Raw genomic sequence first — 11612 nt, forward strand, 5'->3', positions numbered from 1 at the left:
CAGACGTTCTCTGCCGCCGCCGATCACAACCCGCGGATAGCCGCGGTTTACCCGCCCCAAGTCGTTCAGGCCGTTTTAATCTGGCCGGTCTAGAAATGTGCGCATTCTCCGTAAAACGATATCAGCGCCATACCGGGAGAGATGGGCATTATCTACCATCAGCGCCTTCCCATTACGATAGGCTAAACATTCATCACCTCGGCACAGCGACGTCATAGGATTAAAAAACTCGTCTTCTCCGGCGACATTACTTAGCTTCTTGTTAAACTCTTGATTATTGCGAATAGGCACGTAGAAGTCGGCGTGAGGAAGATCGCGCTGCTGAAGGCGCATTGCTAAATATTGAGGATTAGCTATCGGAAAGTCTGGGTTGTCACCAATGATTCTTACACTAAGGCCCATTGCCCGTAATTTAGATACTGACCTTGCCACGTCGCGAACGCTGAGGCCATTCTTCTTAAGGTTGTACTCCCAGTATCCTGCTAAGACGATGTTCTTGATGTTGTAACTCTTAATGATATTCAATGCGTGGCTATTGTTTGATCGGCAATGCTCTCGACTCGAAATTGTCACATCAAGTATCGGAAGGCACCCAGCGTTTGCATACAATATAACGGAATGGCGCAGGGCAGGATCTATACGAGAGATTGCGCCACGGTAATGATCTCGCATGAGAGTCTCCCCACAGTAGGACCGGCGATCCTGCACCAGTGGCAATTCGGCAGTTTGCCCCATTCCAGTCATCATAGCCCTGTTTGAGGAAGCACGGACGCTCGCTGTTCCGCTCCGCATTTGCTTCAGTGCTAGGTGCTTCCATGTTCGGGAAGCGTTGTGGGAGCCCCTTGGTGGCAAACAAGACAGCGCCTAGAACTGCAAAGGCGGCGACTCCTGTGCCGGAGCCTACAAATATCGCACGCTGCGACACCGTTTGGCGTTTGCGAAACGGTCGCTCTACGAAACGCCAAGAGAGCCATGCTAAGGCGAACATCGCCGCCAGCATCAGCGCCTTTTCTCCAAATATAGGCGGGCGAAGTAAATAGTAGTTCGAGAAAACTATCAGGGGCCAGTGAACTAAGTAAAGCGAATAGGAGATAAGGCCTACCCAGACTAACGGCCTGCAGCCTAAGATCCGCCCAACTATGGTCCGGCCACCAGAATTGGCGTGTATCAAGGCGGCTGCTCCTAAGCAGGGCCACATAGCGTTGGGCCCCGGAAAAGGGCTTTCGGAACTGAGTAATATGCTTGAAAGAGCAATAGCGGCAAGTCCAAGGACGGCGACACACTCTGCCACTATTTTCGACACACTCGGGATAGCCCCTAGTGCCAAGATAGAGCCTATTAGGAGCTCCCAGGCGCGTGATGGAAGAAGGTAATAGTTGCCACTGGGATGGGAATGCAGCAGCGCCACGCTCAGGGCAAAAGATACCCCGGCTGCTATAGCTACCGCGATATTGATCTTGCCCCGGGCAATTCGAGATAGCGCAAACAATGCTAGTGGAAAAATTACGTAAAACTGTTCCTCGACGCCAAGCGACCATGTGTGAATAAGCGGCTTGAGTTCGACAGCTGCCGCAAAATAATCCGTTTGTTGCCAAAACAGGATATTCGAGATCGACAATGATGCGGCCACAAAACTGATGCCGAGGTCTCGCAACTCGTCCGGCATCAATATGGCCGTGCCAATTGCGAACGTGCCCAACATCGTTGCGAACAAAGCTGGCATAATGCGTCGTGCTCTGCGTTCGTAAAACGTGATCAACGAGAACCGACCGCTGTCGATATCTCGAATGATAGCAGACGTTATTAGATAGCCAGAAATAACAAAAAAGACATCTACACCAACGAAGCCGCCACTGAAAAATGTCGAGCCCATATGGAATAAAACGACGGGAAGCACCGCCAGCGCGCGCAGTCCATCGATATCGGATCTATATCCGACAACCGGAGACGCCCGCTCAGCAATCTCGGGTAATACCTTGGAATCGTGCATCGTGACTTCCCCCCGCCCCAAGTTGGCTCGATGTATGGCCCATGGACCGGCGTCAACCATCAAGATGAGCATAGTATGCCGAAATGGGAAGATCATGGTTACTGCTCGCCGCCCTACAGATGCGGTCGAGTCTGGAAACTAGGCTGAAAGAACGAGTATCTACGCTTTGGCTGCGGCGAGTGCGCGCCGCGAACTTAGTTCGTATGCTCCGGTCCTATGGAGCGCAGCGCGATCGGGGGAGGGGCGGGCACTGGACGGGAGAACGAGACCCGCTCTACCGTCCAAGCGACAAGCCCCTCCACCTTCGATGAGGCTTCTTGTGCGTTACCTCAACTAATCCGCGGCCGACTTTTCCGTGTCAAAGCTTGAACGGGTGCGTTTGAGCGGGGAACATGATTTGGTCGCTATCGGACATAGGATTTTCAGCGTAGAGCGTGAAAGCGCGATTTTGACCGCGCTTGGAACCATCGCTTAGCTCAGAGCACCACGCCCTCCAAGCCGAGCTGCATCGCCGACGGGCTTTAACGACGTAAATTGCGGTGCTCGTTCACCGCCTGCCTTTTGCAAATGTGCTACCAGCCGTCGGACGGTCGGTGGCATCGTTGGCCAGATGTTGTGTGGTCGAGGATTCTAGCTATTGCGGTGGCGAAATGCTTCGAGCGATATGGAGATCGGGAAATGGTTGAACTCGCTTACAGCGCGCCAGAATTGCGGCTTTGCGTGGATGATATTGTTGATCGGAATACGACAATCGATCGAGCTGATCAGCTCTATCTCGTCCTCGATTATGCGGCGAGACGCGCCTGGGTAGAGCTAGGGACATCGCAGTTTTACGCTCCGGAAGCGGAGGATGGGGCAGGAAACGTATGGGAAATTCAGGCTGATAGTTTGGATTTTAGTGTCTCTATCTTTTTCTCAGGCGTCGGTCATGTTGTGATCAAAGAGCTCAGTCGCCCTGGCTCGTCCCTCAATGCGATAGATCGCTATTGTGCGTCATTTTACGCAAGGCAATCGTGATACTTTAAATCACCGCCGCATTCTGCAAGGCAGCTATTGGCTGCTTTGCCGGGTGTTCCGGTGGCTATAGGTGCTGGGATTGGAAGCGCCGCGGTGGATCTCACTTTGTGCGCTGCCCCCATCTCCATCGCAGGCCTCGCCGTGGGTGAACTCGCACTCGGTGTCTTATTTTCGTTGGGAGCCAGACTAGGCGTAACGGCACCCCGCCGTTTGCTGTCGATGTTAGCCATTTCTGGCGCTAATCCGTTCGTCCAATGCCTACGCCGCCGCAAGACGTAATTGGGTAACGTCGCCGCTTGCCGGATGTAGCGCAGCGCGCTGTCAATCGTGTCGCATGGGGCATAGCCGTGCCGAGACATTTGTCTTAGTAGCGCATGGCGGCGCATGCGGTTTCGACGATCGGCACGAAACCTCATGTGGTAGGCTTGATGGAAGGTGAAACACCGTGCGCTTATTCTACTATCATTCGAAGCACGGCAACTTCGGTGATGACCTAAACGGATGGTTATGGGAGCGCCTAGCGCCGGGGCGATGGGATGACCGTAGCGATACGCTTTTCAGCGGTATCGGTACTATAATTGGTAACCCACAGCCGCCTGCGTCTCGAACCGTCGTATTCAGCAGCGGCTTCGGTTACAGCAAAATACCTGCTGATTGGGGCAGCGATCGGTGGAAAGTTGCCGCCGTTCGCGGGCCCCTAACGGCAAAAGTTCTTGGGTTGCCAGCAGACGCAGCCGTGGCGGATGGTGCGCTTCTCCTTTCTACGCTCCAGGAGCTTAAACCAATCCCCGAACCCAAACGCGGCAATGTTATTTTTATTCCGCATCATACCGCTCTGGACTTTGCCGGGTGGGAAGAAGCCTGTGATTTGTCAGGCGTGGATATGGTTGATCCTCGCGGCGATAGTCATCAAGTCATTGGACGTATCCGCGAAGCTAAGCTTGTCATTGCTGATTCAATGCACGCCGCGATCATTGCCGACACTTTGCGCGTACCATGGATACCTGTCGCATCAAGTAACCAGATCAGCACATTTAAGTGGTTAGATTGGTCAATGTCGTTGCAAGTTCCCTACGAACCTCAACGCTTACCAATTCCCTCTGCGCGTGGCGCATTTGACAGCTGGGCTCAGAAAGTTTCCCGCAGCGTAAACTATCTCGAACCTCCTACTCCTGAGTTCGCTACTGCCCATCAAAACAAAGCTTTATCTTTTACGGATGATGCGACTGCAAGAAAATTAGCATGGCGCAAGCGATATCTTCACAAGATGCCTGCTAGGGCAATGAAGCATTCTATATTCACGAAATATAGCTCAGCGTCAGATGCTCGCCGTGTGAATAAAACGGCGGAAGCCCTGTCTAAACACGCCGCTCGTAAAGGATATCTGAGTGATGAGTCGGTCTTGAAGGCGAGAGTAGATGAGTTACTTTCAAGATTTAACAACGTTATCAATGGCGCATTCAAATGAGCCCGATGCCTTCGATTTCTGTCATAATTCCACTTTACAATAAAGCGGAGACGATCGAGCGCGCAGTCCGTTCGGTGCTTTGCCAACAGCACGGCACATTCGAAATAGTGATCGTTGATGACGGTAGTACTGACGGATCTTGCTCGGTGGCATCATCGATAGTCGATTCTCGAATAAGGCTTGTGACGCAGGCTAATGCTGGGCCGGGAGCCGCAAGAAATAATGGCGCGTCTTTGGCGCGTGCACCGCTGTTAGCATTTTTAGACGCAGATGATGAATGGAGGCCTAGCTTTTTATCGGCAGCGGTCGATGCTTTAGATACAAATCTTGCGGCAGTTGCGTATGTTTGCGGATACGACGCGGGTGATTATCGGAAGTTCAGACCTAATAAGGTCGTGGAATTGTATCAATATAGTGGACTCTACCCTCCGCCATCTGAGGCAGATGGGCGCGTGCTTAAGGCAACCGTGGATGCTATGCATTCGTCTTCAGTGGTGGTCCGAAAGCGCACCTTTGATAAGACCGGGGGTTACTTCACCGAAAATGGCTGCCGATATGGAGAAGATAGCTGGCTATGGCTAAAGGTGCTGTTTTCGGGGGCGATATACTGGGATCGCTTTGAGGGGACTATTTTTCATGTTGAAGACTCTGATTTAGGTTTTGCCACGAAACTGAGAAAGTCGGCGCGCCCAATATCTAGCTATCCAGATGCCTTATTGGATGGGATTGACCCTGAATATCATGCATCCCTAGCTAGGGCTGCGTTTCGATATGCTGAATCGGACTATAACTTAATGATGCGATCGGGAGCCTATGCAGATGCCAAGACAATTTTAGACCGGTATTGTCTAGGTGGTCGACTACGAAAGATGAGTCACTATACAAGGATGATTAAGTGGATCGTAGCCGGCCGTTTCGGAGTGGCGTAGCCGGGAAACTATTTTGCTCAACGGAACTGATCGGGTGCGGACCAATCCCCTTTAACACGCGTGTCAGCTGCGATACTCTTCTTGGCTCATGTCGCGCCCAGCTCCTCGATCCAGTAGTCAGACTTGTTGGACAGTACCTTACCTCACCGCCTCACGCCGAGTGCCAAATTCACCGCGCGCACCCCTTGCCCAGCGTGATCCTCGCCCGAGTGTAGAGGCCAGATAGCAGCGCGGTGCCGGTCCACTTCGACAGGTCGCATTCCTTGATCGTGACCTTGCCCCCGATTCCCTTGTTGTCGACGTGAACAATCGCCCTAGGGCCGATTGCGATCAGCTTAGCGATCGTCACGTCGGTTGACGCAGCCGCGATCTGAATGTGCGCGCCGCCTGGGTTCTCGGAGGTCAGCGTGCCGACGGTGGCTAGTGCCCAGAACCGGTAGCTGTAATGCCCTATGTTCGCGACACGGATCCGGTCCAGTGTCGTCGTCGCCTTTGTATCGATCCCACCATCGGTGCAGTCGTGGAGGTAAAGGTCGGTCGCGGTGAAGCTGTCGCCGCGCTCGGCAGCGATGCAGTCGGCATTCGCGTACTTTTTGGGGTCAGCCAGCACCGTCTTGAAACCGGAGACCTCGCCGCGCCGGATGGTGATGTTGTGCGCGCCGTCCATCACGATACCGCCCGGGATGTCCCCCGGAGACGTATTGATGCCCGAGCCCGTGATGCGGAAGTCCTGGACGACCCAGTTCGACGACCCGTTGCGGATGAAGATGCCGCGCTTGCGGGAGGTGATCGCGAACCGTTGCAGCGTCACATTGTTGATCGGCGTGTACGCGCTGGTCTTGCTCGATCGCGGCTGGGTGGTGACGCCCTCGCGCGACGCCTCGATGCGAAAGTCCTGCACCGTACGGGGCAACTGGTCCCAGACGTTCGGCTTCTCGACGCGGAACAGCACGCAATCCATGGCGCGCGTTGCCCAGAAGTTGCCGCTAACACCGGGGCGGGGATACATGCAGGCGCTGTTCGCCCCGTAGTCCTTGGCGACGGTCGTGATGCGCGCCGCAGCAATGGCGGCGACGATCGGCGCGGCCGGCGCAGGGCAGGGCACCGCGACGCTGTAGCGCCAAGGTGGGCCACCCTCGCACGCGAAGACCGTCACCCCCTTTTTATAGGAGGCGTGGTCTTGGCGTTGACGATGACGATCCCCGGCGTCGCTGGACTGTTGTCGACCAGCTCGACCGGGGAGGTAACGATCTGCTGCGCCGCAATCGGCGAGGCGATCAGCGTGATGGCGAGTAGGATGATGCGGGTCATGGCGAGGCCTCTCAAGATTGCGGAATGTAGAGGGGCGTGGAGTACGGACCGGCCAGGATCGCCGCCCGTGCGGTGGGGTAACTCACGCTTGGCACCGGAACGCCTCCATCGATGGCAAGGCTCGCATAGACGCCCGCCGACTGACCCATGCCGGTCAGCGTAAATTCCATGCGCGCGTTGCTGTGGAAGATCTTGGAGAAGCTGGGGGCGTAGAGGAACTGTGCCCCCGTGACGGGGCCTTGCATTGCCTCGGCAGCGATCGACAACGATGCGTTTGAGCCCCCAACCACGCCCTGCCGCCAAAGCGCCATTCCCGACCCGTCGTCGTACGCAACGCGGCGTTTGTCGTGCTGGTCGTAGCGATATGCCGAGTAGCCGACAGTCTTGGTCGAGCGAAGCCCCGCCTGCCCGTTGCTGATGTCCGCGCCGGTCAGCTTGAAAGGCGCATTAAGCTGCCAGATGGGATCGCGGGTATAGATGCGATCCTGCAAGCCATAACGGCCTTCGACTGCCGGGTCGCAGTAGTGCAAGGCGTCGAGGCCGTATCCCTGGAGCGCCGTGACGAGCGATGCCGGGATGCGGCTATCCCCGCTGTAGAGGATGAAATAGAACATCCCGAGAATGTAATCGTCCCAATCGTCCACAACTGCCTTGCGAGCAGCGGCGTCCATGCCTGCCTGTGCATACCGGAAGGCATTCAACGGCAAGTCGGTGGAGAAACCGCCAAGAACTTGCGTTCCAGTCGTAAACGCCAGTCGCTACAGGCGTGCCGGTGGTAACGATGTCGGCAAGGTCAACTGCCTGCGCCCCCGAGGTTTGCGAATTGACCAACGCGCATTGCCGGGGAAGAGAGTCGTAACGCAACGCGTTGTAGTTTCGCGGCGGACCGTTGCGGAACAGATAGTCCCAGCGGATCGCTCGCGCCTTGAGGTTCGTCACCATCAGGCGCTTGTTCATGGACTGCGGAACCGGGTCTGCCGCGCCCGCCGCCAAGCCGACCGCATTGAGGTCAACCGTATCCGGCAACAGCCCGCTCGCCGGGACGCCGGTGGTCACATACGGATCGACCCGCACGTTGGTGACTTCTGCGTGGTTGAAAAGCTGGAGATACGCGACCTGCGGGCGGTAACCGTTCAGATTTCGATGCCGGAACCAGCCGGCTCCGATCCCATCAGGTACGGCTCGCCAGTGAGGAACACGCCCTCGCCTTCCATATCGCCCCAGATGAAGCAATCGGCGCGAGCGGTGAAGGTGCGCCCGTCGCGCGTGGTCAGCGTGCCGTTCGCGCCGGACCGCGTAAAGCTAAGCGCGCCGCCCGTCATATAGATCGGTATGTCGAGACCCGCGAGCGCCTGCGTTGTTCGGGTAGGATCGAAAAGGCGGCGAAGGCCATAGTTCCAGACCCGGCCCTCCATCGAGAGTCCGGTCTGGTCGGATGTGTCGGAGCGACCGTAGAAATCGAGATTGGCCCACTTCGCCACCTCGCGGAAGAACCCCGAAGGTGCTGTGTAGTTCTTCGCATCGACCCAGCCCAACCCGGCCGCTGGCATCCCGCCGATGTCGTCGATGTTATAGTCGTGGAAGTCGCCCAACATCTTGACGGTTTTGCCGGCGCGCTTTGCCTCGTAGGCTGCTGCCAGCGCGCCGGGAGTAAGGCCAACAATGATGACCTGGGCGGTGTGGTTGGCCTCCCCGACGCCGCGTTCCTCGATGTACGGGCACCCATAAACAAGCGCGTCGATGAAGGTCGTCGTGATGGCGTGAAACGCTGCCTGCTCGCCGATCGTCAGGTCGCGATTGAACAGCGCCATGCCGCCCAGCTTGCGATCAGTGAAGGCGGTCGAGCCGGTCGCGCCGAGATAGCGAAGCTTCTGGGTCGCGGGGCTGACGAGCGTTGCAGCCGTGCTGGTGATCGCCAGTTGGTGCTGAATACCGTTTGCACCGCTATTCACTTGCGTGCTGTTCTGACGGCCATAGCCCTTCCAGCCGAGACCGCCGTACGGTGTACCGACGTTGCTTGGCGCGACGCTGGCCCCAGCCGCGCGGAACCCAAACCCTGATCCCGCGCCGTTAAGTGTGCAGCCGTTGGTGCCGCCCGTATCAAGCGCACCGGCATCCAGCGCCACCTTGGTGCTGCCCGTGCGGACATTGACCATGAAACGGTGGTTGTCGCGGTTGATGTCGGCAAGCGTGAAACTACTCTCGTAGTAATCCGCTGCCGATGCAGTCGTCGCGCCGGAATATGGCGCGAACGTCGGAGCGCCGACTTTCACCAGATCGCCCGTGCCGGGAGACTTCACGTTGACCAGCATCTGCGCTTCGGTCGCAAACGGCAGACCCGTCAGCAGTTGAGTCGCGTTCCACAGCGAACCATTGCCTTCGTTGTACGCCTTAAGCCGCCGAATCATCCGGTCGAACTGACGCGCCACCGATGGGATGAGCTGAGTGCCAGACGCGGCATACGCGTTCATCGCGGTAGTGGTTTCTGCCTGATAGGCGAAGGCGGTTGGCCCGGAACTCGCTGCGGTGACCGTCAGCACACCGCTCGCACCCGTCGCGCCCGTCGCCGCGACCGAGAAGTTGACCGTGCCTGCCGACAGCGCCGACATACCGACGACGACCTTCCAGCCGGCCGAGGAATCGCCGGCGATCACTAGGCGACCGTCGTTCGGGGTGACGGTCGGCGTGGCGCCCGCCGGGACGTTGCTGATGTTCGACACCAGCGTGCCCGCCGCGGCGTTCGATGCGATCGAAGGCGAGGATGCCGACAGGGCGAGGGTCGGCGAAGGGGTAGGTGTTGGGGTGACGCCGCCGGGGATTGGGGTGCCGATCGACGCGAGGACGCCCGCGGCCGCACCGACCATCACCACGCTGTAGGGCAGGAAAACCCGGCGCGTCGCGGTGCCGGGGCCGTGCTGAATCACGACTTCTGTCAGCATGGTCGGATCGAGCGCGCCACCCGCCGACAGCGCACCTGCCTCAGCAGGATCCGCAGCAGCGGCGACGCCGGCGCGCACCGCCGCTGACGCGACTGCGTCCTCGACCGTGAGGCGCGCGGGTCGGCGATCCGGGAACCGTGGGTCCCAGAGTAGAATGGTCTTCATGCGATTTCCCTCGGGCTCAGTGTGCAGTGGTGATGACGGAAGTGGCGGCGTCAGCCTGCTTGAGAGCCGCCTGCTGCTCGGAGATCGTCGCGGCGACGCGGGCCGCGAGCAGCGCCCGTTCGGTCAGCGCCATCGCAAGCCGGATCCGCGCGGCGCGCTCCGCCGACACGTACGGCAGGACAAGGTCCGCCCATGCCTTGGCGTCGTCATAGCGCGCCTAGACGCGGTCGATGGTCGCGGACGATGCGGTTGGCATGGTCGCGCAGCCGGCAAGCGCCATCGACGCCGCGCACAGCGCAGCGGTCAGCGATCTCTTCATGGTGATCCTCTCAGGTGACGGCGTTGAAGGTGAGGCGGGCGACTTCAGTCATGTCGCTGCGGTAGAGCGCGGCCTCGGCAGCCCGGCGACGCACGAGGCCCGCCATCACTTGTCCAGCTGCGCGCGTCCACGATCCGAACGCCCGCGCAGCCTCGGTATGCTTCCCGGCCCGATGCTTCTTCAGCACCTCGGACTGTCGAAAGCCCTTGGGCAAACCGAAGATCCAGACGCGCGGGCCGATCCCGATATTGTAGGCCAGGGCGACCATGGCGCCGAACTGGGCGGGGGTGGTCGCGGCGTCGCCGATCGCGGCCGACACCGGCTTGGCGAAATCGCGCTCGACCAGCTGCGCGAACATATCGTCCGCCTGCTCCTGCGTGATGTGATCGCCCAGCTTCACCAACCGGCCGTCGAGGTAATAGGTCATGCCCCAGCCGATGGTGTACGGCTTCCGGCCGGTCGCCGGATCGGGGTACGCCAGCAGCTTGCAGGACTCGAAGTGATGCATCAGGGCGCGCGCCTTCGGCCCCACCTTCCGGTCGGTCATGATTATTTCCTTCGATGTGAAGCTATTGGCCGGATCGGTCGTTATCGACGCGCCTGGCTAACCCTAATCGGCTCGGGCCGGCCCGCCAGAACCCTCCCGGTTGAGGCGGGCCGTTATTCCGCGGGAGTTGCCGGGCCCGTTCCGATCGTCTGTGGAGGCAGCTTGTCGAGCGCCGTCGCGAGGTTGGCGTCCTGCTGGGCGCTCCCGCCTTTGCCGACGTTCAATACCGCCGCGACCGCAGCGCCGACGATCGGACCCAGACCGGTGAAGAAGCCATCGACAAAGCGCGTGTTGTTCGCGGGGACTTGATGGAAGAATGAGATCGCAGCCAGCCCGACGTATCCAACGATCAGGGTGAGGGCGATGATGTAGCGCCAGTGGCGATCAACGTCGTTCATGTCGCCGGCTCCACGGGGGTGGCGGTGAGACGAGCCGCGGCGATTGCGCCCTTCTCGGCAATCTCGTTGGCCTCTTGGCGTTCACGCATCTGCCGGACCCGTGCCGCTGAATCGCGCGCGCGCTCGGGGTCGAGTTCGATCAGGGCCAGCAGCATGGTCAGGCACTGGTCGAGATTGTTCATCCGGTGCCGCATGATCTGAAGCTCGGCCGCATGCTCGCGGCGCTCTTGCTCGATCTTCGCCTCGTGCTGAACCGATTGCCGGTCCAGCCGCGCCTCGAGTTCGGCAATACGCTTGCCCATGCCCTCGATGTCGGCGCGACGTTGGCTGCCAGCGATAACCTGCCACGGGCCCCACTGCCGGATGATCAGCGAGATCACGCCGATGCCCGCGAGGACAACGCCCGTCCAGACGCCTGCGCGAATGGAGCCCCCTGACGCGGTCTGAAGGACTGGGCCAACGGCTTCCGCTGCCGCTGGTATAACTGCTGTCATGAGTCATTCCTTCCGCGATCGTTGCGCGTTCACCG

General features: G+C 58.8%; 12 protein-coding genes. 3 read left to right on the top strand and 9 right to left on the bottom strand.

The window, feature by feature from the left end; genetic code table 11:
- Nucleotides 1-75: 75 nt before the first annotated feature.
- Together QP165_RS18135 and QP165_RS18140 are read right to left on the bottom strand one after the other, a co-directional pair.
- On the bottom strand, nt 76-672 hold the full coding sequence (locus tag QP165_RS18135) for an SGNH hydrolase domain-containing protein (RefSeq protein ID WP_333996685.1): 597 nt from the start codon (nt 670-672) through the stop codon (nt 76-78).
- Nucleotides 575-1990 (bottom strand): acyltransferase family protein, encoded by a 1416-nt coding sequence (locus QP165_RS18140; RefSeq protein ID WP_333996686.1) that lies wholly within the window; start codon nt 1988-1990, stop codon nt 575-577. The genes QP165_RS18135 and QP165_RS18140 overlap by 98 nt, the downstream gene beginning before the upstream one ends.
- A gap of 678 nt (nt 1991-2668) precedes the next feature.
- Here QP165_RS18140 and QP165_RS18145 point away from each other — a divergent pair.
- From QP165_RS18145 to QP165_RS18155, 3 genes are all read left to right on the top strand, one after another.
- Nucleotides 2669-3007 carry a hypothetical protein gene (locus QP165_RS18145; protein WP_333996687.1) on the top strand — a complete coding sequence of 113 codons (339 nt, stop codon included), beginning with the start codon at nt 2669-2671 and terminating at the stop codon, nt 3005-3007.
- A 445-nt stretch (nt 3008-3452) separates the two neighbouring features.
- Nucleotides 3453-4475: a polysaccharide pyruvyl transferase family protein gene (locus QP165_RS18150; RefSeq protein ID WP_333996688.1), complete on the top strand. Its 1023-nt coding sequence runs from the start codon at nt 3453-3455 to the stop codon at nt 4473-4475.
- The gene (locus QP165_RS18155) at nt 4472-5404 is read left to right on the top strand and encodes a glycosyltransferase family 2 protein (RefSeq protein ID WP_333996689.1); all 933 of its coding nucleotides are present in this window, start codon (nt 4472-4474) and stop codon (nt 5402-5404) included. The genes QP165_RS18150 and QP165_RS18155 overlap by 4 nt, the downstream gene beginning before the upstream one ends.
- Nucleotides 5405-5573: 169 nt before the next feature.
- On the opposite strand, the gene QP165_RS18160 is transcribed toward QP165_RS18155, so the two are convergent.
- The 7 genes from QP165_RS18160 to QP165_RS18190 all read right to left on the bottom strand — a co-directional run bounded on the left by QP165_RS18160 (nt 5574) and on the right by QP165_RS18190 (nt 11463).
- A complete protein-coding gene (locus QP165_RS18160; RefSeq protein ID WP_333996690.1) occupies nt 5574-6560 on the bottom strand; it encodes a hypothetical protein in 987 nt (328 codons plus the stop codon).
- On the bottom strand, nt 6557-6715 hold the full coding sequence (locus QP165_RS18165; RefSeq protein WP_333996691.1) for a hypothetical protein: 159 nt from the start codon (nt 6713-6715) through the stop codon (nt 6557-6559). The genes QP165_RS18160 and QP165_RS18165 overlap by 4 nt, the downstream gene beginning before the upstream one ends.
- Before the next feature lie 11 nt (nt 6716-6726).
- Complete coding sequence (locus QP165_RS18170) at nt 6727-7386, bottom strand: FAD-dependent oxidoreductase (RefSeq protein ID WP_333996692.1); 660 nt, start codon at nt 7384-7386, stop codon at nt 6727-6729.
- Between the two features lie 462 nt (nt 7387-7848).
- Nucleotides 7849-9819, bottom strand: coding sequence for an FAD-dependent oxidoreductase (locus tag QP165_RS18175; RefSeq protein ID WP_333996693.1), 1971 nt, complete (start codon nt 9817-9819; stop codon nt 7849-7851).
- Between the two features lie 329 nt (nt 9820-10148).
- A complete protein-coding gene (locus QP165_RS18180) occupies nt 10149-10685 on the bottom strand; it encodes a lysozyme (RefSeq protein WP_333996694.1) in 537 nt (178 codons plus the stop codon).
- A 113-nt stretch (nt 10686-10798) separates the two neighbouring features.
- Nucleotides 10799-11083, bottom strand: coding sequence for a hypothetical protein (locus QP165_RS18185; protein WP_333996695.1), 285 nt, complete (start codon nt 11081-11083; stop codon nt 10799-10801).
- A complete protein-coding gene (locus QP165_RS18190; protein ID WP_333996696.1) occupies nt 11080-11463 on the bottom strand; it encodes a hypothetical protein in 384 nt (127 codons plus the stop codon). The genes QP165_RS18185 and QP165_RS18190 overlap by 4 nt, the downstream gene beginning before the upstream one ends.
- Nucleotides 11464-11612: the final 149 nt, after the last annotated feature.

This window comes from Sphingomonas sp. 22R3R2A-7, from assembly GCF_036856055.1.
GTDB lineage: Bacteria > Pseudomonadota > Alphaproteobacteria > Sphingomonadales > Sphingomonadaceae > Sphingomonas.

Excerpts from the sequence above, each read along its gene's own strand:
- QP165_RS18135 (WP_333996685.1), bottom strand. The coding sequence starts at position 672 with ATGCGAGATCATTACCGTGGCGCAATCTCTCGTATAGATCCTGCCCTG.
- QP165_RS18140 (WP_333996686.1), bottom strand. The coding sequence starts at position 1,990 with ATGCACGATTCCAAGGTATTACCCGAGATTGCTGAGCGGGCGTCTCCG.
- QP165_RS18145 (WP_333996687.1), top strand. The coding sequence starts at position 2,669 with ATGGTTGAACTCGCTTACAGCGCGCCAGAATTGCGGCTTTGCGTGGAT.
- QP165_RS18155 (WP_333996689.1), top strand. The coding sequence starts at position 4,472 with ATGAGCCCGATGCCTTCGATTTCTGTCATAATTCCACTTTACAATAAA.
- QP165_RS18165 (WP_333996691.1), bottom strand. The coding sequence starts at position 6,715 with ATGACCCGCATCATCCTACTCGCCATCACGCTGATCGCCTCGCCGATT.
- QP165_RS18170 (WP_333996692.1), bottom strand. The coding sequence starts at position 7,386 with ATGGACGCCGCTGCTCGCAAGGCAGTTGTGGACGATTGGGACGATTAC.
- QP165_RS18175 (WP_333996693.1), bottom strand. The coding sequence starts at position 9,819 with ATGAAGACCATTCTACTCTGGGACCCACGGTTCCCGGATCGCCGACCC.
- QP165_RS18180 (WP_333996694.1), bottom strand. The coding sequence starts at position 10,685 with ATGACCGACCGGAAGGTGGGGCCGAAGGCGCGCGCCCTGATGCATCAC.
- QP165_RS18185 (WP_333996695.1), bottom strand. The coding sequence starts at position 11,083 with ATGAACGACGTTGATCGCCACTGGCGCTACATCATCGCCCTCACCCTG.